Below are 25,801 nucleotides of genomic sequence, written 5' to 3'. Positions count from 1 at the left end.
CCTCCCCACCATGACCACGCACACCGAGAAGCAGTCACTGGTCGGGGAGGAGTACGAGGTCGAGGTCGGCCCCGTCGCGCACGGCGGCCACTGCATCGCCCGCACCGCCGACGGCCGCGTCCTGTTCGTCCGCCACACCCTCCCCGGCGAGAAGGTGATCGCGAAGGTCACCGAGGGCGAGACGGACTCCCGCTTCCTGCGCGCCGACGCCGTCACCGTCCTGGAGGCCTCCAAGGACCGGACCCCGGCCCCCTGCCCGTACGCCGGCCCCGGCAAGTGCGGCGGCTGCGACTGGCAGCACGCCAAGCCCGGCGCCCAGCGCCGGCTCAAGGGCGAGGTGGTCGCCGAACAGCTGCAGCGGCTGGCCGGGCTCACCCCGGAGGAAGCCGGCTGGGACGGCACGGTCATGCCCGCCGAGGGCGACAAGCTGCCCGCCGGACAGGTGCCGCAGTGGCGCACCCGGGTCCAGTTCGCGGTGGACGAGGACGGCCGCGTGGGTCTGCGCAAGCACCGCTCGCACGAGATCGAGCCGGTCGACCACTGCATGATCGCGGCGCCCGGCGTCAGCGAACTGGGCATCGAGAAGCAGGACTGGCCCCAGATGGCCACCGTCGAGGCCATCGCCGCCTCCGGCTCGGGCGACCGCCAGGTCGTCCTCACCCCCCGCCCGGGCGGACGCCTCCCCCTCGTGGAGCTCGACAAGCCGGTCTCGGTCCTCCGCGTGGAGGAGAAGGACGGCGGCGTCCACCGCGTCCACGGCCGCCCCTTCGTCCGCGAGCGCGCGGACGGCCGCACCTACCGGGTCGGCATGGGCGGCTTCTGGCAGGTCCACCCGCAGGCCGCCGACACCCTGATCAAGGCCGTCATGCAGGGCCTGATGCCGCGCAAGGGCGAGATGGCCCTGGACCTGTACTGCGGCGTGGGCATCTTCGCGGGCGCCCTGGCCGAACGCCTCGGCGAGACGGGCGCGGTGCTCGGCATCGAGTCGACGAAGCGCGCGGTGGAGGACGCCCGCCACAACCTGGCCGACTTCCCCCGGGTCCGCATCGAACAGGGCAAGGTCGAGCAGGTCCTGCCGCGCACCCGGATCACCGAGTGCGACCTGATCGTCCTGGACCCCCCGCGCGCAGGCGCCGGCAAGCAGACGGTCCGCCACCTGGCCGGCCTCTCGGCCCGCCGCATCGCGTACGTGGCCTGCGACCCGGCAGCCCTGGCTCGCGACCTGGCGTACTTCCGCGAGGCGGGCTACAAGCCCCGCACCCTCCGCGTCTTCGACCTCTTCCCGATGACCCACCACGTCGAGTGCGTCGCCATCCTCGAGCCCGCCGAAAAGGGCCGCTGACCTGTGGCTTTGTCGAGTGTGCGTTATGGACGTTACGTGCGTTAGGTGCGATATCTTGACGCATATTCGACGCACGTGACCCGCGTCTGACGCACGAGCGGCGCATTGCCTGATGGGTCGTCACGTGTGGCTCAAGGCTGCCGGTCGGGGCACGCGCTCGTGCGGAGGCGGCCCCCGCAGCGGGGTGGTGAGGCCGACTGCCGCACGGTTGGTCGGCCCCGCCCCCTTCGCTTCTCGGTCGTGACGTTCCGTGATGCTGGGGCAGGCCGTCGACTCGTGGCTCGGGGATGTCGGGCAGTCGGGGTGGTGTGCTCAGCGGGTCAAGTCGTTCGACGCTGCGGTGATTGCAGTCGCCAGTAAGCGGCACTGGCTGAGGCCGCACGGATCACCCCAGGTGGTGCGCGGGCGATGGTCTCACGCGTGCTGTGATGTGGCGCGCAGTCCTTCGAGAAGTGTGGCCAGGTAGCGGTGTGCGGTGTCGATTCGGTCGGCGGGTGTGCCGTCGTGGACGTTGACGGCGTAGGCGATGCCGCACATGAGCGGGACGAGGTCGGCGGCGGCCAGGTCACGTCGGACGGCTCCGGCGTCGCGGGCCCGGTCGAAGAGTGCGGTGCCGGCTGACTGAAGCGCACTCTTGAGTTCTGTGGTGCGTGGCAGGGTGTCGGTGGCTGCGGCGGCGACCGGGCCCAGGGATGCGTCGGTGACCTGAGCTTCGACGGTGCGGAGCAGGAAGCCTTCGAGAGCGTGCCAGGGGTCGCCCACGGCCAGCGCCTGCCGGCCGTGGGCGACCAGGGCTTCCAGACAGGGAGCGGCGACGGTCTCCAGCAGCGCCTCGGGGGTGGCGAAGTGCCGGTAGACGGTGCCGACTCCGAGTCCGGCGCGGCCGGCGACGTCGTTCAGCTGCAGGGGCGTGCCCTGGTCGACCAGGGCACGGGCGACAGCGACGATCCGGTCCCAGTTGCGGGCTGCGTCCTTGCGCAGGGGCGTCGTCATAGGGGACATGTTAATCGGATGGCTCATCCGGATGCCGCTGCCGGCACTCGCCTGGCCTGCGGGTCAGGCAGTTGTGAGGGGCGCGTGCCGTTCGCTGAGCCGGCGCACGTCCTCGGCGACGCGGGGGTCTGTGGCTGCGCGCAACGGCGTCACCGGGTGCGCCTGGGCGCCGATGACGATGCCGGTCCGGCCCTCAAGGGCGGCGTCGGTGGCGGCGACGATCGAGGGCCGGGCGGCAAGGGAGGCCGGTCCCGAGGTGGAGCGTTCGAAGGTGCGGCGTACCAGCGGCCACAGCAGCCGCAGGGCCGGGGAGACGATCTTCGGGTCGGTCAGGGTGCCGTTGGTCATGTCGGTCGCGGCGCCTCCGGGGTCGGCGGCGAAGGCGGAAACACCAGTGCCTTCCAGCCGGGTGGCCAGGTCGAGCGTGTAGGCGAGGTTGGCGAGCTTGGCGCGGCCGTACCAGTGGAAGCCGTAGTAGCCGCCGGGCGGCTCGACGGCGGCGAAGGCCCGCTTTCCCAGCCCGGCGGCACCAGAGGTCACGTTCACGATCCTGCTGGGGGCCCCGGCCGTCAGCGTGGGCAGCAGCAGTTCCGTCAGGAGGTACGGCGAGAGGTGGTTGACGACGAACGATGCTTCGATCCCGCCCAGGGTCCGGCGCTCCGGGAACATCGCCCCGATGTTGTTGACCAGCACGGTCAGCGGTCGGCCGGCGGCGGCATGCTCGGCGGCGATCCGCTGGGCGAGCGCGCGCACCTGGTCGAGCGAGCCGAGATCGGCCGGCAGGAATCGGGCGGGGTGTGCCGGGTTCGTCGTATTGATTCGCTCGACCGCCTGGGCGCCGCGGTCGGTGTTGCGCCCGACCACGGTGACTGAGAACCCGGCCCTGGCCAGCCCCAGAGCCGTCTCCAGTCCGATGCCGCCCGTCCCGGCCGTGACCACAGCTGTCTTCGTCATGCAATCCTCCGTCCAGCCATGCGGATACTTCATCCACTTCCTGGACCGTAACACAATTGGATGAACTATCCGCTTAGCTGCAGTCCAGTCGGTCGACCAGGCAGTGCCGGGGGCATGTAGCCGCTCCGAGCCCGAGCGCGCCGGGAATTGCCCTGGGGGAATTACGTGACCCTCGACACGAGGCCCTCACCAGCCAGAACTGGAGTCCGACAGTGACGGTCGGCACCCTTCGCAGGCCGGGCACTCCACCTCGTCCCTGCCGGGTGCTGCCCCCGCGGTCAGAGCGTGACGGGCCATGGGGCGGTGAGCGACTGGTCGAGCGTGAAAAGGGCGCCGTCCGGATCGCGTACGGTGACCTGCCCGTCGGCGCTCGACCAAGGGCCGTCGTCCGGGACGAGACTGCCGCCGCGTTGGACTGCTGCCTCCGTGGCGGCCTTCAGGTCGCGGACCTTGAAATGGACGGGCCGGCGCGGCCGCAACTTCGATCGCGGCGGCCACCTCGATTAATCCCGGCGCTGCGCAACCCTTGGCCGAACGCAGAATCACCTTGGTTCCTGCAGGTGAGTACCTTGGCGGCCCGTGCCGAACCGCCGGCGGCTGCGGGTCATCGACCAGTGGGCGCGGGAGTGGTCAGGTCCCGCTGGTCTGTTCGGGCGTCATCGCGAGCACCGCCTCCCGGCCGCCCGGGGCGCAGTGCGCGACGCCGTTGCCCGCGGTTGGCGGTCAGACGGCGCCAAGGTGCTGGATGTGGCCCCCCGTCGGTTCGTGGACCGGCCAGCCGGGATTGCCGGTCTCGGCGAACCGTATCCACGATTGGTGGATACGAGTGGCGAGTGAGGCGGGCGGTTCGGCGTTCCGGTCGTCCGGGACGAGACGGTGCAACTCCTCGCCGGTGCCCGCGACGCTCAGCGGTTCAGGTGGGCGCGGAGCAGGTTGGGGTCCTGGGCGGTGATGTAGGCGGCGCTCGTCACGTAGACGGATGTTCCGCGCAGGGCGATGGATGTGGGGTTGCGCAGGCCGTCGGCCTGGGTCAGCACGATGGAGTGGCTGCCGTCGGGCTGGACGAGGGCGACCTGGCCGGGACCGTTGAGGGCGGCCAGCAATTGGTCACCGCGGCCGGTGAAGGCGAAGTCGTCGATCCCCGGCAGGCCGTTGGCCTTGGTCCGGACACGGCCGGCGCGACCGTCCGGCAGGACGGCGATCCGCAGTATGGTGCCCTTGTCGAGGTTGGTGGCCCAGACCGCACCGCCCCGGATCTTCAGGCCGTTGGCGCCGAGGAAGCCGGCGGAGGCCAGTTCGGGTGCGGTGGACCAGGCGGTGGGAGTGCCGCCGGTGGTGGGCATGCTCCAGATGGTGCCCAGCACGGAGTCTGTGACGTAGAGGGTGCGGGTACGCGGGTCCAGGGCCAGGCCGTTGGGCAGGCCGTCCGCGGGCAGTGCGGAGATCCGCCGCGGTTGGCCGCCGGGACGAAGCCGCCACACGCCCGTCAGGTCGGGGGTGCCGGTGGCGTACAGGAAATACAGGGTGCCGTCCTGGGCACGGACGATGCCGGTGGTCAGCGGGAAACCCAGGGCCGGCGTGTGGATACCGCCGTCGGCGGGCTCCGGCAGGGTGGCGAGGATCCGGGTGGTGCCGTTGGGGGAGACCTCGGCGATCTGGCGGGCCTTGGCGAAGGTGACGTACACGGCGCCGCCCGGTGCCAGGGCGAGGTTCTCCGGCGTCTGCCCCTTGGACAGGTCGAAATGCGCGGCGATCCGCGCGCTGCTCAGCGGGGCGGACTCGGCCGATGCCGATGCTGCCGCCGGAGCGAGCGCTGCGGCAGCCGCCGCGACAAGGACGACCGCCGACACAGCGGATCTGGAGAGCTTCCTGAACATGATTCCTTCACTGGTTTTCGGGCATGCGGCAGCGACATGCCGACGCACGCGTTGGGTTGGACGGGTCAGCTCGGGGCCATGCGGCCCCGGGACCGCTCCCGGTGGTGGCCGTCGTCGGCCGTACCGGGTGGGGACGGGTGCTCGCCGCTGCCGGCCGGGCTCCCTGTGACGTTGTGCGAGGTCAGGCCGTGCCGGCCCGGGGCCCCCGCCGCGCCGGGTCGGGCGCGACGGCGTCCTGGGTGATGGCCTGGGCGAGCAGGGCCAGCGCGGCCCGTGAGGTTGAGCCCGCCTCCGTGGTGGCGACCACCGTGCTGGGGCCCGGCCCGTGGCTCAGGGTCTGCTGAACGACGGTCAGCGGGCCGATCAGCGGGTGCCGCATCTCATAGGTGGCGACGGTGCACGCCTCGACCCGGTGATCGGCCCACATCGACGAGAACTCGGAACTCTTGGCGCTCAGTTCACCCAGCAGCGCGTGCAACGCCGTGTCCTGCGGGTGCTGGGCCGCCACCAGGCGCAGGTTCCCCACCACCGCCCTGGCCTTGCTCGGCCAGTCCGCGTACAGGTCGCGGGTATGACAGTCGAAGAACACCAGTCTGGCCATGTTGGGACGCTGCCCCGCCAGGTCCGGGGCGCCACGGTCCAAATGCCCGGCGAACAGCGCGTGACCCAGGCGATTCCATGCCAGCACGTCACTGCGCAGGCCGAGCACGATCGCGGGAACGTCCGCCAGCACGTCCAGCAACTGAGCCGTCGCCTCCGCCACACGCTCCGGCGCAGGCCGCCGGCCCTGCGTGCGATGCCTGTCCGCCCGGACCAGGTCGTGCAGGTACCGCCGCTCGGACTCGTCCAGCCGCAGAGCCCCCGCGATCGCGTCCAGCACCTCGGGCGACGCGCTCAGCGACTGCCCCTGCTCCAGCCGGGTGTAGTAGGAGGCACTCACCCCCGCCAGCAGCGCCAACTCCTCCCGCCGAAGACCCGGCACACGCCGACGCTCCCCGTAGGTGGGAACCCCTACGTCCTCGGGACGCAGCTGGGAGCGCCGCGCCTGCAGGAAGTCCCCGAGCTGCGATTTTCCGGTCATGGATCCGAGTATGGGCCGACTCGAAACGCCCAGCCTGCCCCAGCTGTGGATAGGCACCAGCGGGTCTGGCTCCCCGGCACGACCGGTGATGACGTGGGTATCGCCGACCCGGCACCATCCCGCACGCACCCAGGAGGACGCCTTGAGCGCCACCACCAGCGAACACGACCTCTTCGAGGATCTGGACGCATCGGCCTTCGCCTTCACCAGACGCGCATGGGTCGATGCCGCACCCGCCCGGGTCTACGACCTGGTCAGTGACGTGTCCGCGATCGGCCGCTGGAGCCCCAACGCGACCGACGTCACCTTCGACCAGGGCGCCGGCCCGAGGGCCGGCGCCTGGTTCAGCGGCCGCAATCGGAAGGACGGCAGAGAATGGACCACCCGCTCCCAGGTCGTACGAGCCGACCCCGGCAGCGCCTTCACCTTCGTGGTCGGCGGCGCCGAAGACGGCATCGTGCAGTGGAGCTGGAGATTCCACCCCCAGGGACGCGGAACCGTCGTCGAGCAGTCCTGGCAGCTCCTGCGCCTCGACCCGGTGCTGGGCACCACCCGCTCCGACCTCGACGCACTCCGCGACTACATGACGAACAGTGTCGAAGCCACCCTGATCTCCCTCGCCCGATGGATCGCCGAAGAGTGAGGTTCCCCGGCCGTGGCTTCGCCGGCGCAGGCAGGCGCGAGCGACGCGACTGGACCCTCTACCGGTGGGGTTAGCCAGAATGGCCGCCGCCGGTCCGGATTGGCCCGAGGACCCGGACCAGCTTCGGACCTTTACCGATCACCTGGAGGGCGGCGGTGCGGCGCGAACGACACTGCAAGCCTCACGGACGCCGGGATCCGCTACGCCTCCCACCGAGGGATAAGTGGGCCGGGAACCAAGGGGAGGCGCTGGCCCAGACCGCGCCCTCGTCCAGCGGTCTTCCCGCGAGCACGCTCACCGAGGCCGCGGTGCGCCGGGCCGCGCAGCGCTGACGCTCGGCGGGACGGAGCCCGGGGACGCCCCGTCGGCGAGGGCCGTGTGCGACTGCGTCACGCGCCACCACACGCGGCTGTCGACTCATCTCGTCGGTGGCGGGCGGGCGGGTCCACTGCCCGGGTCGGTGTTCAGACGATCCGTACGCGGTCGCTGCCGTGGTCGGACAGGAACACCGCCAGGCTCTGGCCCTCCTCGGTGAGGGCGGTGTACTCGGTTCGGGTGAGGCCGCGCAGCGGGGTGACGGTCACGGTGCCCCCGTCGACGGTCCAGGTCGCGGCGACCCGGCCGTCCACCAGTACGACGCGCGCGCCGGCGACGGACAGGCCGCGGTGGGCGTCGTCAATGATCCGGCTGCGGTCTTGGTAGCCGAGGATCGCGACGTTGCGCACTCCCGCCTTCGTACGCCACAGCCCGCGCGGTGGCAGCTGCACCATCGGGACGAGGGCGGCGATCACCATCTCGCCCAGTGCCCTCGGGCCCGGCGCGGGCCAGCGGTCGGAGAGTACCCGCGCGAGGTCGGCCGTCGAGCGGGGCTCGCCGTCGGCCATGACCGCCCGCCCCGCCGCGGCGAGCTCGTCGAGGTCCACTCCGTCGAGCTCGCGGCGGTAGGTTCCGAGCACCCGCCCGCGCAGCATGCTGTCGTGGCGGGCCCGCCAGGCCGGAGCGTCGTCAGCGGTGACGAGGTGAATGGTGCGGCGCATCAAGTGGGTCCACTGCAACGCCCGTCACACCGCCACCCACGATCCTCTGAACCACCTCTAAGCCGACCGTGATTCGGGGCGGATGGCCGGCGCGACGATGGGAGGCAGTGCGGAGGGAGTGCGCCAGCCGTGTCCGGGCCCGCGCGGTGGCGGGGAATCTCGGTCAACCGAGGAGTCGGGTCTGGATCAAGTAGTCGCCGCGACAAGAGGCGGCGAAGAGCGTGAGCGCGCCGCGCATAGCGCCCACTCTGCACGTGTCGCACTACGGTTTTGCCGGTGCGCATTATGTGCGGTGTGGGCGTTACGGGCGATATCTTGACGCTGAAATGACGCTCGTGACGCTCATTTGACGCTCGTCGGCCTGATTTCCTGACGAGTCGTCAATTGTGCCTGATGAATCATCAGTGACAAGTGGCGCCCCCCGGGCCTGTTCAACATGCCTGCGGGAAAGGCCTTCTCGGCCCTGAGGGCGGCTGGGTGTACGGCCGTCTGGGATCCTCGCGGTCGGCTCGATCGCAGGCGCCCTCGCCACGCAGCGCTGGTCAAGACCCGGACGGTGGCCACCGCTACGGCAGCCACGCCCGCGCACCGCCCAGGACGCACCCGCCCAGGCTCCCAGCACGAAAGCGGCTGCAGCCCGGGAGTGACGGAACCGCCACCGACGCCGTGAATGGGGCGGAGTACACCCACCCTGGCGGCGTCAGTTTGCCGACCACCTGCTTCGGCACCTGGGCGCTGCGCCGGCGACGGGCACCACACCGTTCTGGCGTGGGCCGAACTCGACGCTCAGGGAGTGTGCGAGCCTCGTGCCCGTCGGAACACCGCGTTCAGCACCACCGCGGTGAGGGTGCCCGCGACCACCCCGCTGCCCAGGACCGTACGCACCCAGCCGGGGAAGGCGCCGTACAGCCCCGGGGAGACGACCGGCAGCAGCCCCGCAGCCAGCGCGACGGCCACGACCATGGAGTTCGTACCGTTTCCGAGGTCGACCCGGCGCAGCATCTCCACGCCCATCACCGCGATCACCGCGTACACCACCAGCGCGGAACCCGCGACGACGGGCGCCGGGATGCCCGCCAGCACCCGCGAGACTGGCGCCAGCAGCCCGGCGGCGATGAGCAGGGCGCCCGCGCCCGCCGTGACGAACCGGCTGCGCACACCGGTCAGCTTGCCGATGCCGATGTTCTCCGAGCTCGTCACGAGCAGGGAGGTGCCGAACATGCCGCCCAGGAGGGAGACCACGGCGTCCGCGCGGACGACGCGCGGCACGTCACGTCCGGGTTCCGGAGTGCGGCCCACGGTCTCGCTGTTGAGGACGGTCTGGCCGGTCGCCTCGGCGAGCGAGGCCAGACTGAAGATCAGCAGGGGCAGGGCGGCGAGGACGTCGAAGTGCGGGGTTCCGTACGGGAAGGGGTGCGGGAGCGCGAGCCCCGAGCCCTGCGCCGGCGTGAACGCCCCGAGCCCGGTGGCGGCCGCGATCGCCGTCCCGGCGGCCATGCCGATCAGCACCGCCGTCTGCCGCCACACGCCGCGCAACAGCAGGTACGCGGCCAGTGTGCAGGCGACGGTCAGCCCGGCGAGGGCGACCGCGGACGGTGCGGCGGGCCGGCCGCCACCCGGCCCGACGATCAGCTGTGCGGCGACGCGGACCATGGCGACCCCGATCAGCAGCACGGTGACGCCCATGACCAGCGGCGGGAAGAGCCGTACGATCCGCGCGTAGAGCGGTAGGACGGCCAGCAACAGGGCCGCCGCGAGCAGTACCGCGCCGCTCGCGGTCGCCGCTCCGTGCTCGGCAGCGACCTGCAGGAAGATCGCGGTCGCGGCTCCGCCCGGCAGCATGACGAACGGCAGCCTGGCGCCGACCCGGAACCTCCCGAAGGACTGCAGGAGTGCGCCGATGCCGCACAGGACGAGGGTGGCGCTGAGCAGCGAGGCGGTGCGCTCGCCGGAGAGACCCAGCGCGTCGGAGGTCAGGAAGGCGGTGGAGACCGGCGCCGCGATCATGGCGAGGACATGTTGGGCGGAGAGCGGCGCGAGCCGCAGCAGGGGCAGCCGCTCGTCGACGGGGTGGACGGCGGCAGGCGCGCCCGACGCCGCGGGCGTGGTCTCGGCGGACGTACTCATGGCCGTACCTCGGCATTCAGCCACGGCAGCTGCTCGGGGCCGTAACGGTACGAACGGAAGACGGCGTTCGGCTCGGCCGGGAAGAGCTCGCGTACCTCGGACTCGCGGTAGGCGCCGAAGTACGGGACCACGTACTCCCAGCACAGATAGCCCTTCGCCGTCACCTCGAAGAGCCGGCCCGACGGCGAGTCCGTGACCAGGGTGTTGCCGTTCGGGAGCCGCTGCGCGCTGCCCATGAAGGGCGCGAAGAAGGACTCGCGCGCCGGGTCGTGGTACTCCCAGGCGATCGTCCCGCTCGCCCGCTCGACCTCGATGACCCGGGAGAACGGCACGTCCCAACCGGGCCGGAAGACGCCGTTGTCGAACACCAGGAAGTTACCGCTCGGCAACTCGGTCGGCGCGTGCTGCTGGGAGACCACCCCCGGCGCGGTGCGCCACAGGATCTCGCCCGTCTCCCGGCTGATGACGACGACCGCGGAGACGCTGCGCAGGCTGGCCAGGATGTTGCCGTCGGCGAGCGGCGTCACGCTGTTGATCAGCGGCCAGTGCTCGCGGGCGTAGTCGGGGTGCAGGGCGTACGCGTGGCGGTCCAGGTGCTCGGAGGCCCGCCAGGACCAGAGCACGTTGCCGTCCGCGTCGACTTCCTTGATGGTGTCGGCCCAGACGGTGCCGCCCTCGGCCTCCGAACCCTCGACGCCGCCGCGCACGCTCGCCGCCTCGGCGCCGTGCAGGGGCTCGAGTGCGGTGTAGAGGATGCGGCCGTCGCCGAGGTGGTGGGCGTCGTGGTGCTGCAGCGGGTCGCGGTGCTCGCGCAGGACCGTGCCGTCGGGCGCGGCTTCGAGCATGATGCCGCCGCGGTACTTGTGCCACATGGGGAAGAGGGCGGGCTCGTCCGGGAGTACGCCGTTGTAGGCGAGGTTGCCGTCGTCGAGCAGGCGGGCGTGGCGGCCGGGGCGGTACGGGAACCGCCATTCGTGGACGACGCGGCCGTGCAGGTCGATGAGGTAGACCTCGCCGGTGCCGGTGAGGGGGGCGAACAGGGTGTACCCGGGGAAGACGGTTTCGGTGTCGATCGCGATCAGGCCGGTGCCGCGTCGGCGGCGGGCGTTCTGGTCCACGGGGGGGCATGGGTGTCCCTAACGTCTGTGGCGTCAAACTTTCTTTGACACGCTCAAGTGACTTAGACGCTAGGGGTGTTGTATGTCAGCGGTGTGGCGGCGGTACGAAATAGCTCGCTGCTGCGTGCCGAGGTGCCAACGGCGGAGTCGGCAGCCGCCCGCCCCGCGTTAGGGTGCGGGCAGAACGAAGCGCGGGGGCTGGGAGGGAACATGGGCGAGGCGACGGGGCCGCGATTGGGCCCCAGCGTCCGAAGGCGCAGGCGTGCACTGGACCTCACGCTCGCCGATGTGGCCGCCAGCACGGGGTTGTCCGTCCCGTTCCTGAGCCAGATCGAGAACGACCGCGCCCGGCCCAGCATGCGCTCGCTGCAGCTCGTCGCGGACGCACTCGACACGACCGCCGTGCAGCTGCTCGCCGCCGCCGAGAACCCGCGCCGCGTGGATGTCGTACGGGCAGAGGACGACCCCGGCCTCGCGTCCGCGCGCGAGGGGGTGGGCGGCACGACGAGTCGCGTACGCCCCCTCGTGCGAGGCCACCACCAGTTGCACGCCTTGGAGTTCACCGGTGACCACGACGGCCGGCGCGAATTCCGGCACCGGAACGACGAGCTGATGTACGTTGCCGATGGTGCCGCGGAGGTCGAGGCCGAGGGACAGATCCACCGACTGGGCCGCGGCGACACGCTCTACCTCTCCGGCGGTGTCCGCCACTGCTGGCGGGCCACCACACCCGGCACCCGGGTGCTGCTCGTAGCGGTCGCCGAGCACATCGAAGCCACCGCCGACCCGCACCGCTGACCCGCGAGGTTTCGCCTGGTGCAGGTGAGCGATTCCGTCAGGGCGTCAGCAGTGCGCCGTGTCCAGGGTGCTGTCCGCGGCCACGCGAAAGCCGATGTTGCCAGTGGAGCTGTCGGGAGTGTTGGAGCTGCGGGCCGCGACCCGGTAGCGGTTGCAGTACGAGTCGTGGCAGAGGTAGGAGCCGCCGCGCATCACGCGGCTGGTGTCCGGTGCGAACCAGTCGGCGCACCATTCCCACACGTTTCCGACGGTGTTGTAGAGGCCGAAGCCGTTGGGGCGGAAGGACTTCGCCGGGGCCGTACCCTCCCAGCCGTCCTCCGCCGTGTTCAGAGTGGGGAAGTCACCTCGCCAGATGTTGCACATGTGCCGGCCGCCGGGGGCGAGGTCGTCGCCCCACGGGTAGCGACGCTGCTCGAGCCCGCCGCGGGCCGCGTGTTCCCATTCGGCCTCGGTGGGCAGACGGGTGCCGGACCAGGCGCAGTACGCCTGGGCGTCGTTCCAGGAGACGTGGATGACGGGGTGGTTCTGGCGTGTGGCGATGGATGACCCGGCGCCTTCGGGGTGGCGCCAGCTCGCGCCGTCGACGGCCCGCCACCACGGGACGGCCGCGACGGGCGGGGACACGGCGGCGACCTCGTCGGACAGGAAACCGCCGAAGACGAAGGAGAAGCCGAATTCCTCGGCTTCGGTGACGTGGCCGGTGGCTTTCACGAAGGCGGCGAACTGGGCGTTGGTCACTGTCGTCGGGGCGATCCGGAACGGGCCGACCTCCGCCTCGCGCACCGGGCCTTCCCCGTCGGCCGGGAAGGCGTCAGGGTCGTCGGTGCCCATGAGGAAGCGCCCGCCCGGCAGGTCGATCAGCCGTCGGCCGGCGCGCCCGGGGTCGGCGACACGTGGCCGCGGTGCCGGGGAGAGCGCGAGCGCGACAGCGGCGGCGTCATCGTGTCCGGGGGTGCAGCAGGAAGGCATGGAGGCTCCGTCGGGGTGAGTGGGGCGGGTGCTCCTCCGGCGGCGCCGGGGGAGCACCCGCCGGATGCCGCTATGCGGTGCGGTCCGCGGCGAGCTGCGCCGCCAGGGCGGGAATGCCCAGGTCCTGCTCGTCCTGCGGGGTGGCCTGGTAGAGCTTGTTCGTCAGCTGGTACGGGTCGTTGGCCAGGTCGTAGTACTCACGGAACTTCACCTGGCCCGTGCCCGACACGTTGCCGTTACCGTCGGTGGTGAGGTCGTAGTACTGCGTGTACTGCTTGTCCCTGGCCACGTACGACGCCCAGGTGCGCGGGCCGCCCGCGTTCGCGCCCTGCTCCCACCACTCGACCAGCAGGTGGTCCCGGCTGTAGGAGGAGAGCAGGGACCTGCCGTCCACCGAGTGGGTGGGTGTGATGCCGGCCGCGTCGAGGACCGTGGGGGCGATGTCGATGTTGGCGGTGATGCGGTTGTCGGTGGTGCCCGTGCTCAGGCCGCCGGCCGGCCAGGAGAGGTAGAACGGAACCTCGTGAGCCGGGCGGTAGGGCACGGACTTCTTGGTCCAGCCGTGGTCGGCCCAGCCGAAGCCGTTGTCGGCGATGTAGATGACCAGGGTGTTGTCGAGCTGTCCGAGCGCCTGGAGCTTGTCCTTGAACGCCTGGACGGTGTCGTCCACAGTGAGCAGGGTACGCAGCTGTTCCTCACGGATCTGCTTCCCGTCGGCGAGGGTCCCGGTCGCGTTGCGGATGTAGGCCGGCTTGTCGCTGCGGTCGTTCTCCGGGACGGAGGGCCTGCCGTTCCAGTCCGGGACGGCCGTGCCGGCGTACTTCGGCTCGGGCGTGCGCGGGCCGTGGGAGGCGTAGGGGGTCACGTACGCGAACCACGGCCGGGAGTCGGCCGCCGCCTTGTCGAGGAAGCTCAGGGTGCGGTTCTTGATGATGTTGGTGGTGTAGCCGTTGATCGGCTGGACCGTGCCGTTGACGTTCCACTGCGCGTCGACGTAGCCCGGCTGGAGCAGCGCGAACTCCTCGAAGTGCGGCGGATTGTCGGACAGCGTCCAGGAGTTGAGCCACTTGCCGAACAGGCCGGTGCGGTAGCCGGCCTGCTTCAGGTAGCGGGGCAGCGTGGTGCTCTGGTCGAGCTGGTACGAAGCCTGGTTGTTGCGGACACCGTGGTTGTGGGCGTAGCGGCCGGTGAGGACCGACGACCGGGAGGGCGAGCAGAGCGGGGTGGTGACGTGCCCGTTGGTGAACTTCACACCCTGATCGGCCAGCCAGGCCGTGGCCTTGGGCAGTGCCCATTCGGTGTGCTTGGGCTGGTCGTCGGTGACGATGAGCAGGATGTTGGGACGGGCCGCGGCCGCGGCCGGACTGCCGGCCGCCAACTGGGCGATCGAGGGAACCGCAGCGGCGGCCGCGGCGGCCGCCGTACCGGCGAGGAATCCGCGGCGGCTCACCCGCGGTCTGCTGTTGTCGCTCATGGGATGTCTTCTCCTGGTTCCGCAGCTCGGACGGGTACGGCAGATCAACTGCCGTGAAGGGGTGGGAGAGAGACGGGAATCAGGCATCGTCCGGCCGGCCCTTCGGGGCAGGCCGGTGCGAGTGCCGGGTGGGGGATCCCGTGGAAAGAGGCGTGATTACCGTCGCGCCCAGGCGAACGGACACAGAGCGCTCGCCAGCCTGCCCAGATCGAGGTGTCGGCGAGCGGTGAGGAGGCTTCCTGCTGCCATGTCGATGAGGTTAGGGGTGGGGGAGCGGCCGGTCCATGTACGGCATGTGAAATGCGGAACTCCGCTACAGCAGCCATCGGGTGGCCGGCGGAGCGCTCCGCAAGGTTGACGTCCAGGGAGGTCAGCAGCTGCCACAGACAACAGCACCGGCTCCGCGCGGCGATGCCTCCGCGAAGCCGGTGCTGCCAGTGCCGGGCGTGCGTGTGCGCGGTGGAACACCTCGCGGTAACTCGTGTCGAGCGCGATCCTTCGTTCAGTTCTTGAGCAACAGGCCGCGGCTGCGCAGCACCCACCTCTCGGCCGGGCTGAAGATGAGCAGGTCGATGGCGATGCCGACGACCAGGATCAGGATGATCGCGAGGAACACACCAGGCAGGTCGATGTTGTTGCGCCCGTTCTCCAGCAGCTGGCCCAGGCCCAGGCCCAGGTCGGGCGAGGAGGCGATGATCTCCGCGGCCATCAGCGATCGCCAGGAGAACGCCCAGCCCTGCTTGAGGCCCGCCAAGTACCCGGGCAGCGCGGCCGGCATGACCACGTGCCAGACGCCCCGGATGCCGGTGGCGCCCAGCGTGCGGCCCGCCCGCAGGAACAGCGGCGGCACCTGGTCCACACCCGATACGAGGCCGTTGGCGATGGACGGCACGGCGCCGAGCAGGATGACGGTGTACATCATGGCGTCGTTGAGGCCGAACCAGAGCACGGCAGGTGGCACCCAGGCCACCGACGGCAGGGACTGCAGACCGGACAGGATCGGGCCGATCGCCGCGCGGACGAACTTCACCCGCGCGACCAGCAGGCCGAGTGGGGTGCCGATGGCCAGGGCCAGCAGGAAGCCGAGCAGACCGCGGGAGACCGAGGTCCAGATGACGTCCAGCAGCGTTCCCTGCATCCACATCTGGGACAGGCTGTCCCAGACGGCGGACAGCGGCGGCAGCTTGGTCTCCTCGGTGACCTTCAGCGAGACCAGGGCTTGCCAGATCACCAGGACCAAGGCGATCGCCAGGACCGGCGGCGTCACCTTCCTGACGAGGATCTCGCGGACCGGTGTACGGCGGACCTCGACGGCGTCGAGGGCGTCCAGCCCGGCCTCCAGGCCGGCGAGGTCGTCCGCCTTGGCGGCCGCCTTCGGGGCGGTGTCAGTGCTGGCCATGGCGGCGGATCTCCCCACGCAGGTGTTCAGTGATCTCGAGGGACAGTTCCGCGACGGCCGCGTCCTCGATGCGGCGCGGCTGGGGGATGTCCACGGTCCATTCCTTCGCCACCCGGCCGGGCCGGGAGGAGAGCAGGACCACGCGCTGGGCGAGGCGCACGGCCTCCCGCACGTTGTGGGTGACGAAGAGGACCGACACGCCGGTCTCCTCCCAGATGCGGGTGAGCTCGCCGTGCAGCACGTCGCGGGTGATGGCGTCGAGGGCCGCGAACGGCTCGTCCATCAGCAGCAGTCGGCTGTCCTGGGCGAGCGCCCGGGCCAGGGCGACGCGCTGGCGCATGCCGCCGGACAGCTCGTGGACGCGCTTGCCGTACGCGCCGCCGAGGCGGACCAGCTCCAGCAGGCGCTCCGCCTCCTGCTTGCGCTCGGCCTTGGCGACCCCGCGCAGCCGCAGGGCGAGTTCGATGTTCTTGCCCGCGGTCAGCCACGGGAACAGAGCGTGCTCCTGGAACATCAGGGCCGGACGGCCGGAGGTCTCGATGGACCCCGCGGACGGCTGGTCAAGCCCCGCGACCAGGTTGAGGAGCGTGGACTTGCCGCACCCCGAGGCTCCCAGGATGGTGACGAACTCGCCCGGCGCGACATCGAGGCTGATGTCGTCCAGGACGAGCTGCGTACCGGCCCGGCCGGTGAAGGACTTCGAGACGTGCTCGATCCGGGCGGCGTGCTCGGCAGTCGCCGCGGCGGTACCCTCGGCAGCCTTGGCAAGCGTCGTAGCCATGGTCGTCACCTCCTGGGGACTCACTGATGTGCGGACTTACTTGGCGCCGAGGCCGGCGTCGGACACCTCGGGCTTTCCGGCGGCCTTCAGGACCTTGTTGAGCAGCGTCAGGTCGTAGATGCCGTTGAGGTCGGGCTGCTCGATGAGCTTGGCCTTCACCGCGTAGTCGGCCTGCGTCTTCAGCGTGGTGGCGAGTGGGTCGTCGGTGATGGCGATGCTCGGCCACGCCGGGTCGATGACCGCCGGGGCAAGCTCCTTGCCGGTCTCCGCCTTCAGGGCCGCGTTCGCGGAGGCCTTCGCCTTGTCCGGGTTGGCGTTGATCCACTCGTTGGTCTTCACCGTGCCCGCCAGGACGGCCTCGACGACGTCGGGATGCTCCTTGAGGAACTTCTGCGACACGATGACGTTCGTGATCACGAACTTCTTGTCGGGCCACAGCTCGGTCTCGTCGAGGAGGACCTTCGCACCCTCGGAGACCAGCTTGGACGCCGTCGGCTCGGGCACCCAGGCGCCGTCGATCGAACCCTGCTTGAAGGCGTCCGGGGTGACCTTGTTGTCCGTGCGGACGACGGAGACGTCACCCTTGCCGGACTCCGGGTCAACCTTCCACCCCTTCTCGGCGATCCAGTTCAGGAACGCGACGTCCTGCGTGTTCCCCTTCTGCGGGGTGGCGATCTTCTTGCCCTTGAGGTCGTCCAGGGTCTTGATCTTGTCCGGGTTCACCACGAGCTTGACGCCGCCGGAGGCGGAGCCGGAGATGATCCGCAGATTCTGACCCTTGGACTTGACGTAGCCGTTGATCGACGGGGAGGGGCCGATGAACCCGATGTCGAGAGAGCCGCCGTTGAGGGCCTCGATCTCGGACGGGCCGGCGTTGAACGCCTGCGGCTTGATCTTGGTGTCGCCCAGCTCCTTCGCGATCAGACCTTCCTGGAGGCCGACCAGGGCGGTCGCGTGCGTCAGGTTCGGGAAGTAGCCGATCCGGACCGCGTCGGCGGACAGCTTCTTGCCGCCGGTGGCCGCGACGTTGGTCTTGTCGTCGTCCTTCTTCGCCTCGGAACCGTAACCGCAGGCCGTGAGCAGAAGGGGGAGCGTCGCTGTGACGGCGATGGTGCGCAGGGTGGTGAGCGGTCTTGCGGCAGACACGGAAGTGTCCTTTCACGGGTTGGATGTTCGAGGAGGCAGGGCGAGAGGCGACGCGAGGCAGTTGGGTACGCACGGCACCCGCTCCCGGCCGTCGGTGATGGGGCTTGGCCTTGCAGGCCGAAGCGGAAGGCATCGCGGATGCCGCGGGGTGGAGGCAGAACCGCCGTACATGGCACGCCGCCCACGAAGGCGATGCGGGGCGGCGAGGTCAGCCAAGGGGGCCCGGCGGCAGAGGGGGAGCGGCGTGGCACGTGCACAGCCGTGCGCTTCGCGCGGCGCCGGGCCCCGGGGATGGTGTCAGGAAGCGTGACAGATGGAGCTGGACGTACGGACCAGGTCGATGTGTCGGCGGGTAGTGAGAAGGGTCAGCAGACGGCCTGCGCGGGGCAGTGTGCTCACGGCGGCCATCTCCTTTATTCCTAGTTTTCCCACCGGGTTGGTAGGCATCTTGGCAGACGGCGCCATTCGCCCCAAGAGGCTGCTCATATCGCGGACAGACCTGTCTTGGTCAGTGAGAAAACGCAGGTGGGCCGGGGCGGCTGATCAGGGATTGGTCCAGGCGTCGGGAGCGTGGGTGAGCGCGGATACCTCGGCGGGCAGGTGGGACGATGCGACGTCGGCGAGCGTCACACCCTCGAGGATCTCCCGCACGTTGGACCGCAGCGCGATCCACAAGGGGAGCAGCGACTGGGCGGGCCCGGTGTAGGACAGGTCCGGGGGCCGGACCCCGCGTACCGAGACGAGCGGTCCATCCACGACGCGGATGACATCCGCGATACTGATGGACTGGGCGGGCTTGGCCAGTCGGTAGCCGCCGTTGCCCCCGCGCTGGCTGAGTACGAGACCGCCTCGGCGCATGTCGTTCAGGATGCCTTCGAGGAACTTGTGCGGGATGTCCTGGGCGTCGGCGATCGCTTCGGCCTTCAGTGGCCCGCCCTCCCGGGCTGCTGCGAGCTGCAGCGCGGCGCGTACCGCGTAGTCTGCCCTGGCTGAGATCCGCATGGGCACATTATCCCGTACGGCTTCGGCCTGCGTTTCTTGCGGGTAGTGGGCTGCCGGCTGCCGGGCAGGTGCCCCAGCCCCGCAGCCGGGGGCTCAGGCCAAGGAGATCGGTCCGGAGCCGTCCCGCGCGGCGCCTCGCGCGTCAGTGGAAGGCCGCCGCCACGGCGCGGTGGGAGCCGTTGAGGTAGTGCTCGCCTATGGAGCGCAGACGGCGCGTGACCGGGTGGTGAGCGGTCAGCACGCGTGCGTTGCGCCAGAAGCGGTCCAGGCCCGGTGCGTCGGTCAGTTCCAGCACCCGCGTGGTGATGTCCAGGGCGGCCTTCGATGTCACGGTCTCGGCCGTGGCGACCAGTGCGGCGACGCTCGCGGGTTCTTCGACATCGAGGTGGGGCCCCGTGTCGAGGGCCCGCGCCATCACCGCCGTTGCCCGGTGGACGACGGCGGTGGCCGTCTGTGCGGCGGAGGCGAGTTCCCCGTACGTCAGCAGGAGGTCCGGGTCCTCACCGGGCAGGCGGTGTGCATGGCCGCCCCTGCTGAGGTCGCGCGCTTCGGTGAGGGCGCCCTCGATGATCCCCAGGGCGACGTGGCACAGGGCGAGCCGGAGCGCCGGCTCGGCGAGCGCGGTGAAGGGCGCGGCCGACTCCTCGTCATGTGGCCGGCGTCCCAGGAGCTGTCCGGGGGTGACGGTGACGCGGTCCAGGATGATTTTGCCCGCGCCGGCGACGCGCTGGCCGAGGCGGTCGTGGGCGGGTTCGATGGTCACGCCGCGCGCGCCGCGAGGGATCCGTACGACGAGGATGTCGCCGGTCACGGCGCAGACGGCGTCAAGCACGATTTGGTCGGCGACGGTCACCGCCGTCTCCACGGACCGGCATCCGCTCAGGACGTAGCCGGTGTCGCGCGGTCTCAGGGTGAGGTCCGGTGCGGAGGTGTGTTCGTCAGGTGCAGGAGCGCGGACTGCGCCTGTCCACAGCCACTGCTTGCGCAGTGACTCCTCTTCGAGGGCGGCCGCCTGGTGGTGACTCGCGTAGAAGCGTCCGCTCCAGGCGTGGAGGTAATGACGGGCGAGTAGGGCGCCGACGGAGCTGTCGGCCGCGGCGATCGCCCGTATGACGGCGCATCCGGTGAGCCAGTCCACGCCGCGGCCAGGGCCAGGCGGGGTGAGAGCCGCCAACAGGCCGGCCTCGCACAGCCGTGTCTTCTCGTCGATCGGCGGCAGGCCCGCCTGGTCGCGGGCGATGGCGTCCGCGGCGAGGTCGTCCGCCACGTCACGAGCGGCACGCAGGAGCGCGTGGCGCTGCTCTTCGGCGGACGGGGCGGCGGCTGGGCTCGATGTTGTCGGCATGCGCGTCACCCGCAGGCCGGGGCGCCATCGCATGGCGCCTGGGCTGCGCGGACGGCGGGGCCGTGCGGGATGACGGGGATCATCTGGGCTACTCCGGAACGTTGTCGATGGCCACGGCCAGTGGCCGGGAAGTAAGGGGGCGGGCCAAGAGGGGGCGCCGGCGCGGTGCCGGACCGGGGCGGAACGCCTGGGTGTTCGGCGTCGAGGGGGTCCACGTGCGGCTCACATGCGCGGATGTTGACGGTGGTCCGTCGGCCCGATCAGGAGTCGTCCCGGCGGGACGGGCGAACATCGGTGGGATTGGCGTACGGACAGGGCGCCCAGCATGAATCCCCCCTTTCCCATCGGATTGATAGGGATACTCTCCGAAGGTGACGGCCTCAGCAAGGGCTTGGCCGCATCGTGGACAGATCCGTCTTGAGTGCTGAGCCAGGCGGTGGGTACTCCGAAAGCGGGAAAGGCCGTTCCGGGAGCGACGTTCCGGAACGGCCTTTCCCCGGCCTGTGCGCGCGAAGGTTCACCCCACCGTGACGTGGGCCAGGGCCCAGCAGGTGTGGTCGAAGGACGTGCGGTTGTTGGCGTCCTCGACCACGAGCCGCAGGACACGTACCCCTCGGACGTCCAGGTCGACGCGGACCGGGCCGGTGGCCGCGGTGAGCGTGGGGGTGGTCAGCAGCAGGCGGTCGTCGCCGTAGACCTTGGCGCGGGTGGCACCCGCGCTGCTCTGTCGGGCGGAGAAGTCGTCGATGCCGACGAGAGAAGTGAACCGGACGGCGGCGGAGCCGAGGTGGTAGGCGATGTCGCTGGGCGCGTGGACGCCCAGGCCCTTGGGGTACGTCGTACCGCCGAAGGAGATCAGGGGGCCGTCACCGGCGGCGTTCTTGCCGTTGGAGGTGTCGCGCTCCACCGGTCCCCAGCCGTTGGTGGCGCTGATCCAGGTGAGGTCGGAAAGGTACGAGTCGCGGACCGGAGCGGCCGGCGGGGTCGGGACGGTGCCCGTCGCCGGGTAGCGGACCGGCCCGGACGGGGCGTTGGCGGTGCCTTCCGCGGCGAGCTGTTCCGCCGTGGCCGGGGAGGCGGGGGTCACGGCCCAGCCGGTGGGGGCGCGCAGGGCGAGCGCGGCGTTGGTCCAGGGCCGTGCGGAGCCGTTGTCCAGCGTGGCGGTCACGGTGAACGCCTCACCGGGGACGGCCAGTCCGGGCAGGGTCAGCCGCGTGCCGAACGGTGTGCGGGGATAGGTGTCCTTCCAGGAGGAGCGCATCAGCGCCACGAGTTCGCCGGCCTTGGCCGGGTGCTTGTCGATGACGTTGCGGGTCTCGCCGGGATCGGTGGCCAAGTCGTACAGCTCCACCTGCCACTTGTCGTCGGGGAGGTTGTGGTCCCGCTCGGGGGTGAAGCGGACGGCCTTCCAGTTGTCCTGGCGGACCGCCTCGGCCAGCCACGTGGCACGTTTGTTGTCCTGTGCGTTGGCGCGGCTGGTGACGCCCCACTCGTCGCGGAACCAGTACACGTGTCCGTGGCGGGCCGAGTCGGCGCTGCCGGCGAGCAGGGGAGCGGCGGACAGGCCGTCCACATCGGTGGGGGAGGGGGCGCCGCCGAGCTCGGCCAGGGTGGGGAGCACGTCGGTCAGCGGGGTCGGACGGCCGCTCGTGCCCGGCCTGACGCGACCGGGGCCCCACGCGATGAGCGGGACCCGTACGCCGCCCTCGTAGAGGTTGCGCTTGTAGCCGCGCAGCGGGCCGTTCGCGTCGAACAGGTCGGGGTTGACCCCTCCCTCCTCGTGGGGGCCGTTGTCGCTGGTGACGAGGACGACGGTGTCCTGCTCGAGCCCGCGGGCGCGGAGCCGGTCGACCACCTTGCCGACCAGCGCGTCGAAGCAGCTGACCTGGGCCGCGTGCCCCTTGTTCGCGGCCGTCCAGCCGCGGTCGGCGTACGCGCTGGTGTCGGGTACGTCGCTGGGTGCGTGCGGCACGTTCGGGGTGAGCAGCAGCAGGAACGGCTCGTCGGCGTGGGCGTCGATGAACTCCAGGGCACGCTGCTCCAGCAGGTCCGGCGCGTAGACCGCCTTCGTGCCACCGGCGTTGGCGGGGATGGGCTCCTTGGCGTCGTTGTGCCACAGGTACTCGGGGTAGTACTCGTGGGCGTGGCCGTGGGTGATGTAGCCGTAGAACTCCTCGAACCCGCGGGCGGCCGGATGGCTCTCCTGGCCGGCGGTCTCCGGTCCGAAGCCCCACTTGCCGATCACGGCCGTCCGGTAGCCGCGGGCCCTGAGCACCTGGGCGAAGGTGGTGTCGGTGGCGGTGAGCGAGCCCTGGCCGCCGGACGAGGGGTTGGCCCGCACGGTGGAGTGGCCGGTGTGCAGGCCGGTCAGCAGGGAGCAGCGGGAGGGCGCGCACACGGCGGCGGTCGAGTAGGCGTCGGTGAAGCGCAGTCCCTCGGCGGCGAGCCGGTCCAGGCGGGGCGTGGTGATCAGCTTCTGCCCGTAGGCGCCCAGTTCGCCGTAGCCGAGGTCGTCGGCAAGGACGACGACGAAGTTCGGCGGCCTGTTGACCTGGCCGTCCCCCGTCTCCGGGACCGCCTCCGAGGCCGCCGCCTGCTCACCGGTGACGGTGAAGGTGACGGCGGTCAGACCGAGCACGGCGGTCGAACCGGCCAGGAAGGTACGGCGGCTGGACATGGGTGACTGCTCCTCGAGGGCGGCTGCGGATGTTCAGCCGATCACGGGCCGGGGAACCACACCTGGACCATGCACAGGGCATGAAGAACGTGTGACGGCGCTCTGCCCGAGGAGCCGCATGGTTGCTGGCTGGGCCTGGCCCTCGCACGCATCGACGGAAGGCGGGCCGGTGGGCGTTCCAGGGCTCCGAACTCGTCTGATCTCTCTGCGCAGGCTGCCGAGACCCGCCCCTTGGCCCGTGACTGGTCCGGAAGCGGCGCCTGGAAGGCAGCCGGGAGAGGGCGCCCCGCCGCCGAGGGCGCGGCCCACGTCGTACGGCTGGTCGACCCGGCCACCGAGATTGTCGACAACGGCGCCTACTTCGACCGCGACCAGGGCGTGGCGCCCGCCCCGGCCGCCACCGAGGACCGCGCGGACAAGCGCCTGAGCAAGCTCGCCGACCTCCTCGTCGGCCACATGGCCTGAAGGGACCTCGTACCGCCACGTCCGAACGCGCACGCAAGAAGAAGGCCGCTGCAAGAAGGCCGCCAACCACGGCAGCGAAGCCGGCCGGCGCTGACCACTGCCCCGCCCGGCGAGGCGGACCGCGTCATTGGTCGGCCCTCGCCGGGCCCTCTCGCGCGCTTGGAGACAGGCAGGAAGCGTCAGGGTGCTGCACATACCGCCCACTTCGCACGTAACGCACATCGGTAACCTGTCTAGATCTTATTTCGATGACCCATCATGTCGAGTGCGTCGCGATCCTTGAGCCCGCCGAAAAGGGCCGCTGACCTGCTGTTTCTATGAGCGTGTGTGCGTGATGGGCGTTACGTGCGATAGGCGCGATATCTTGACGCATGTTCGACGCACGTGACGCACGTGACGCACGTTTGACGCACGAATGACGCGGTTCCTGATGGGTCGTCATGCGTGGTGGGCGACCGCCGGGCGGGAGCCCTCGGCTGTGTGGCGGTGGGGCACCTCGAAGTGGCTGGGGCGCTGACCGCCGTGCTGTTGGCTGCCCCTGCCCCATCCGCTTCGCGGTAGTGACGTTCCGTGACGCCAGGTGGGGCGTCCGGCGCGTGTGGTGTCAGGGGTTCCCTGGAGCGTGGAGCCCCACCGCGCGTGGCCTTCCGAGATCATCGGCTTGAATGGGCCGTCAGCGAGTCGGCCGGGTGGGACCGGACGCGCACCCCTGGGCACCGGGCCTTCCATGTCGACATGGGCCAGACCGTCCGCCCGAGGCGCAGGCTTTGGCCGTATGCCTTCGTCGAGGCTAGGGTGTGCCGCCGTACTCGGCGGATCGCTCCCCTGAAGAGGTGGGAATGGGGCTCATGGACGCGGATCACGCGGAGCTGGTTGTCGCGGCGCAGGCCGGCGACGATCGCGCGCGCGAGCAGCTGGTCGCCGCGTACCTGCCGTTGCTCTACAACATCGTCGGGCGAGCGCTGAGCGGACATGCCGACGTCGACGACGTCGTTCAGGAGACCCTGCTGCGCGTGGTGCGCGACCTGCCTGCCCTGCGCGCCCCGGAAAGCTTCCGGTCCTGGCTGGTGTCCATCACACTCCGCCAGATCAATACCCACTGGCACCGGCGACGCACGCTTGACGACCGGATCACGGTCATCGACGAGGCGCTCGAGGTACCGAACGTCGGCGGCGCGCTCGAGGATGCGGCGATCGTGCGGCTGCGCATGTCGGACGAACGCCGTCACGCGGTCGAAGCCGGCCGGTGGCTCGACCCGGATCACCGGGTGCTGCTGTCGCTGTGGTGGCAGGAATGCGCCGGCTTGCTGAGCCGTCAGGACATCGCCGACGCGATGGGGCTCAGTGTCGCCCACACCGGAGTACGCCTGCAGCGCATGCGCGAGCAACTGGAACTGAGCCGGACGATCGTCACCGCGCTGGAGGCGGACCCGCGCTGTCCGGGGCTGAACGAGGCCGTCGTCGGCTGGGACGGTCTGCGTACGTCCGTGTGGCGCAAGCGGATCGCGCGGCACACCCGCGACTGCCCGATCTGCACGGCGACGACGACAGAACGGGTTCCGGCCGAACTGCTGATCCTCAGCCTCACGCCGCTGGCCGTCCCGGCCGCACTCGTCGCCGCGCTGACCGCCAAGGGCCTGTTGTCGGGTACGGCCGCGAGCGCCGCCGGGCTGGCCACGGCACACGTCGCCGCCGGCGCGGCGACGGGGGGAGGCGGTCTGCACGGCTCGCTGCTCGGCAAACTCCACGCGGTGACCGCCCATCCGGTGGCGAGCCTCGCCACCGGCGCGATACTCGTCGCCGGGACCGTCACCTACGCGGCCTGGCCCGAACCGGCGCCGCGGGTGCCCGGCGTTATCGCCGCTCCCACGGTCGCCGCTTCCGCGAGCGGTACTCCCACGGTCGGTACCCCCACGCCGATCCCGTCGCCCACCACCCCGCCGGCCACACCGTCCCCGGTGGGTCCGACCGCCGTCACCGGCACTGTTCCGCTGGGCGCGCAGTCGCTGGAGTCCGTGGACCGGCCCGGCCTGTTCGTCACGTACGACGGCGACTTCGCGGCGCTCGGCCAGGTTTCCGCGTCAAGCGGCGCGCGGGCACGGCAACGGGTCACCTTCACGGTCGTCAGGGGACTGGCCGACACACGGTGTGTCACCTTCCGTGCCGCGGACGGCCGGTATCTTCGCCACCATTACCTGCGGCTCCGGCTGAGCACCGACGACGGCAGCGAACTGTTCCGGGAAGACGCCACCTTCTGCCCGCGCCCCGGGGCGGTCGCCGGGTCGGTGACCCTGCACGCGCACAACTATCCCGGTTCTGTCCTACGCCACCGCGACGGCGGCATCTGGCTCGACGGCTCCGACGGCACCAAGGCCTTCGCCGGCCAGGCCTCCTTCACCGTGCGCGGGCCCGCGGATCGATGACCGCTCCTCGATCAGCGGGGACCCGGCCGTCTCAGTGACGGCGGGTGATCCCGCGGTACGGTCCCGCACCGTGCCCTCTCCACCCGGCGGTGAGCCGGGTCCCGCACCCCAACCCGGCTCCGATGCCATGGCGTCGACGGCTGCCTCGCC

20 protein-coding genes and 2 pseudogenes are annotated in these 25,801 nt (G+C 70.9%); 5 read left to right on the top strand and 17 right to left on the bottom strand.

Going from position 1 to position 25,801, the window contains the following annotated elements; all coding sequences use genetic code 11:
- The first annotated feature begins 10 nt into the window (after positions 1-10).
- Positions 11-1,342 (top strand): class I SAM-dependent RNA methyltransferase, encoded by a 1,332-nt coding sequence (locus DEJ50_RS08300; RefSeq protein ID WP_150206927.1) that lies wholly within the window; start codon positions 11-13, stop codon positions 1,340-1,342.
- 414 nt (positions 1,343-1,756) lie between these two features.
- Here DEJ50_RS08300 and DEJ50_RS08295 read toward each other — a convergent pair whose 3' ends face one another.
- From DEJ50_RS08295 to DEJ50_RS08280, 5 genes are all read right to left on the bottom strand, one after another.
- A complete protein-coding gene (locus DEJ50_RS08295) occupies positions 1,757-2,335 on the bottom strand; it encodes a TetR/AcrR family transcriptional regulator (protein ID WP_150206926.1) in 579 nt (192 codons plus the stop codon).
- Positions 2,336-2,398: 63 nt separating this feature from the next.
- Entirely contained in the window at positions 2,399-3,289 is an 891-nt protein-coding gene (locus DEJ50_RS08290) for an SDR family NAD(P)-dependent oxidoreductase (protein ID WP_150206925.1), read from the bottom strand.
- 278 nt (positions 3,290-3,567) lie between these two features.
- Positions 3,568-3,768 (bottom strand): VOC family protein, encoded by a 201-nt coding sequence (locus tag DEJ50_RS33840; protein WP_190344359.1) that lies wholly within the window; start codon positions 3,766-3,768, stop codon positions 3,568-3,570.
- A gap of 426 nt (positions 3,769-4,194) precedes the next feature.
- Positions 4,195-5,166 (bottom strand): SMP-30/gluconolactonase/LRE family protein, encoded by a 972-nt coding sequence (locus tag DEJ50_RS08285; RefSeq protein ID WP_150206924.1) that lies wholly within the window; start codon positions 5,164-5,166, stop codon positions 4,195-4,197.
- A 181-nt stretch (positions 5,167-5,347) separates the two neighbouring features.
- Positions 5,348-6,247, bottom strand: a complete 900-nt coding sequence (locus tag DEJ50_RS08280) for a helix-turn-helix domain-containing protein (protein ID WP_150206923.1) — start codon at positions 6,245-6,247, stop codon at positions 5,348-5,350.
- Positions 6,248-6,389: 142 nt separating this feature from the next.
- Between DEJ50_RS08280 and DEJ50_RS08275 the strand changes: the two genes are divergently transcribed.
- Positions 6,390-6,890 (top strand): SRPBCC family protein, encoded by a 501-nt coding sequence (locus DEJ50_RS08275; RefSeq protein ID WP_150206922.1) that lies wholly within the window; start codon positions 6,390-6,392, stop codon positions 6,888-6,890.
- 464 nt (positions 6,891-7,354) lie between these two features.
- Here the strand turns inward: DEJ50_RS08275 and DEJ50_RS08270 are convergent.
- The 3 genes and pseudogenes from DEJ50_RS08270 to DEJ50_RS08260 form a co-directional block, all read right to left on the bottom strand.
- Positions 7,355-7,936: pseudogene (locus DEJ50_RS08270) on the bottom strand (DNA glycosylase AlkZ-like family protein); the annotation flags it as partial.
- Positions 7,937-8,713: 777 nt separating this feature from the next.
- Positions 8,714-10,054, bottom strand: a complete 1,341-nt coding sequence (locus tag DEJ50_RS08265) for a uracil-xanthine permease family protein (protein WP_150206921.1) — start codon at positions 10,052-10,054, stop codon at positions 8,714-8,716.
- The gene (locus DEJ50_RS08260; protein ID WP_150206920.1) at positions 10,051-11,172 is read right to left on the bottom strand and encodes an aryl-sulfate sulfotransferase; all 1,122 of its coding nucleotides are present in this window, start codon (positions 11,170-11,172) and stop codon (positions 10,051-10,053) included. Before DEJ50_RS08260 ends, DEJ50_RS08265 begins: the two co-directional genes overlap by 4 nt.
- Positions 11,173-11,382: 210 nt before the next feature.
- On the opposite strand from DEJ50_RS08260, the gene DEJ50_RS08255 reads away from it, so the two are divergent.
- Positions 11,383-11,970, top strand: coding sequence for a helix-turn-helix domain-containing protein (locus tag DEJ50_RS08255; RefSeq protein WP_150206919.1), 588 nt, complete (start codon positions 11,383-11,385; stop codon positions 11,968-11,970).
- Positions 11,971-12,015: 45 nt separating this feature from the next.
- Here DEJ50_RS08255 and DEJ50_RS08250 read toward each other — a convergent pair whose 3' ends face one another.
- From DEJ50_RS08250 to DEJ50_RS08215, 9 genes are all read right to left on the bottom strand, one after another.
- The gene (locus DEJ50_RS08250) at positions 12,016-12,939 is read right to left on the bottom strand and encodes a formylglycine-generating enzyme family protein (RefSeq protein ID WP_150206918.1); all 924 of its coding nucleotides are present in this window, start codon (positions 12,937-12,939) and stop codon (positions 12,016-12,018) included.
- 70 nt (positions 12,940-13,009) lie between these two features.
- A complete protein-coding gene (locus DEJ50_RS08245) occupies positions 13,010-14,413 on the bottom strand; it encodes a sulfatase (protein ID WP_150206917.1) in 1,404 nt (467 codons plus the stop codon).
- 502 nt (positions 14,414-14,915) lie between these two features.
- Complete coding sequence (locus DEJ50_RS08240) at positions 14,916-15,812, bottom strand: ABC transporter permease (protein WP_150206916.1); 897 nt, start codon at positions 15,810-15,812, stop codon at positions 14,916-14,918.
- Positions 15,799-16,593, bottom strand: coding sequence for an ABC transporter ATP-binding protein (locus tag DEJ50_RS08235; protein ID WP_150206915.1), 795 nt, complete (start codon positions 16,591-16,593; stop codon positions 15,799-15,801). The genes DEJ50_RS08240 and DEJ50_RS08235 overlap by 14 nt, the downstream gene beginning before the upstream one ends.
- A gap of 36 nt (positions 16,594-16,629) precedes the next feature.
- A complete protein-coding gene (locus tag DEJ50_RS08230) occupies positions 16,630-17,739 on the bottom strand; it encodes an aliphatic sulfonate ABC transporter substrate-binding protein (protein ID WP_150206914.1) in 1,110 nt (369 codons plus the stop codon).
- Positions 17,740-18,036: 297 nt separating this feature from the next.
- Positions 18,037-18,147, bottom strand: coding sequence for a putative leader peptide (locus DEJ50_RS35575; protein ID WP_411757587.1), 111 nt, complete (start codon positions 18,145-18,147; stop codon positions 18,037-18,039).
- Between the two features lie 135 nt (positions 18,148-18,282).
- A complete protein-coding gene (locus DEJ50_RS08225) occupies positions 18,283-18,741 on the bottom strand; it encodes an RrF2 family transcriptional regulator (protein ID WP_150206913.1) in 459 nt (152 codons plus the stop codon).
- Positions 18,742-18,883: 142 nt separating this feature from the next.
- Positions 18,884-20,086 (bottom strand): acyl-CoA dehydrogenase family protein, encoded by a 1,203-nt coding sequence (locus DEJ50_RS08220; RefSeq protein ID WP_150206912.1) that lies wholly within the window; start codon positions 20,084-20,086, stop codon positions 18,884-18,886.
- Positions 20,087-20,603: 517 nt separating this feature from the next.
- The gene (locus DEJ50_RS08215; RefSeq protein WP_150206911.1) at positions 20,604-22,763 is read right to left on the bottom strand and encodes a sulfatase-like hydrolase/transferase; all 2,160 of its coding nucleotides are present in this window, start codon (positions 22,761-22,763) and stop codon (positions 20,604-20,606) included.
- Between the two features lie 279 nt (positions 22,764-23,042).
- Here DEJ50_RS08215 and DEJ50_RS08210 point away from each other — a divergent pair.
- Positions 23,043-23,228 (top strand): annotated as a pseudogene (locus tag DEJ50_RS08210) (short-chain dehydrogenase); the annotation flags it as partial.
- An 848-nt stretch (positions 23,229-24,076) separates the two neighbouring features.
- The gene (locus tag DEJ50_RS08205; protein ID WP_150206910.1) at positions 24,077-25,651 is read left to right on the top strand and encodes a sigma-70 family RNA polymerase sigma factor; all 1,575 of its coding nucleotides are present in this window, start codon (positions 24,077-24,079) and stop codon (positions 25,649-25,651) included.
- The last annotated feature ends 150 nt before the right edge of the window (positions 25,652-25,801 follow it).

The sequence above is a fragment of the Streptomyces venezuelae genome (assembly GCF_008642295.1).
In the GTDB taxonomy this organism is placed as follows: domain Bacteria; phylum Actinomycetota; class Actinomycetes; order Streptomycetales; family Streptomycetaceae; genus Streptomyces; species Streptomyces venezuelae_C.
The sequence above is the reverse complement of the archived record's forward strand: the minus strand, read 5'-3'. Positions and strand labels throughout refer to the sequence as shown.

Bases quoted from the DNA above. Each gene is read 5' to 3' on its own strand.
- DEJ50_RS08285 (WP_150206924.1), bottom strand. From the start codon at position 5,166: ATGTTCAGGAAGCTCTCCAGATCCGCTGTGTCGGCGGTCGTCCTTGTC.
- DEJ50_RS08225 (WP_150206913.1), bottom strand. From the start codon at position 18,741: ATGCGGATCTCAGCCAGGGCAGACTACGCGGTACGCGCCGCGCTGCAG.
- DEJ50_RS08220 (WP_150206912.1), bottom strand. From the start codon at position 20,086: ATGCCGACAACATCGAGCCCAGCCGCCGCCCCGTCCGCCGAAGAGCAG.
- DEJ50_RS08255 (WP_150206919.1), top strand. From the start codon at position 11,383: ATGGGCGAGGCGACGGGGCCGCGATTGGGCCCCAGCGTCCGAAGGCGC.
- DEJ50_RS08240 (WP_150206916.1), bottom strand. From the start codon at position 15,812: ATGGCCAGCACTGACACCGCCCCGAAGGCGGCCGCCAAGGCGGACGAC.
- DEJ50_RS35575 (WP_411757587.1), bottom strand. From the start codon at position 18,147: ATGGCCGCCGTGAGCACACTGCCCCGCGCAGGCCGTCTGCTGACCCTT.
- DEJ50_RS08290 (WP_150206925.1), bottom strand. From the start codon at position 3,289: ATGACGAAGACAGCTGTGGTCACGGCCGGGACGGGCGGCATCGGACTG.
- DEJ50_RS08245 (WP_150206917.1), bottom strand. From the start codon at position 14,413: ATGAGCGACAACAGCAGACCGCGGGTGAGCCGCCGCGGATTCCTCGCC.
- DEJ50_RS08205 (WP_150206910.1), top strand. From the start codon at position 24,077: ATGGACGCGGATCACGCGGAGCTGGTTGTCGCGGCGCAGGCCGGCGAC.
- DEJ50_RS08250 (WP_150206918.1), bottom strand. From the start codon at position 12,939: ATGCCTTCCTGCTGCACCCCCGGACACGATGACGCCGCCGCTGTCGCG.
- DEJ50_RS08215 (WP_150206911.1), bottom strand. From the start codon at position 22,763: ATGTCCAGCCGCCGTACCTTCCTGGCCGGTTCGACCGCCGTGCTCGGT.
- DEJ50_RS08265 (WP_150206921.1), bottom strand. From the start codon at position 10,054: ATGAGTACGTCCGCCGAGACCACGCCCGCGGCGTCGGGCGCGCCTGCC.
- DEJ50_RS08300 (WP_150206927.1), top strand. From the start codon at position 11: ATGACCACGCACACCGAGAAGCAGTCACTGGTCGGGGAGGAGTACGAG.
- DEJ50_RS08280 (WP_150206923.1), bottom strand. From the start codon at position 6,247: ATGACCGGAAAATCGCAGCTCGGGGACTTCCTGCAGGCGCGGCGCTCC.
- DEJ50_RS08295 (WP_150206926.1), bottom strand. From the start codon at position 2,335: ATGACGACGCCCCTGCGCAAGGACGCAGCCCGCAACTGGGACCGGATC.
- DEJ50_RS08235 (WP_150206915.1), bottom strand. From the start codon at position 16,593: ATGGCTACGACGCTTGCCAAGGCTGCCGAGGGTACCGCCGCGGCGACT.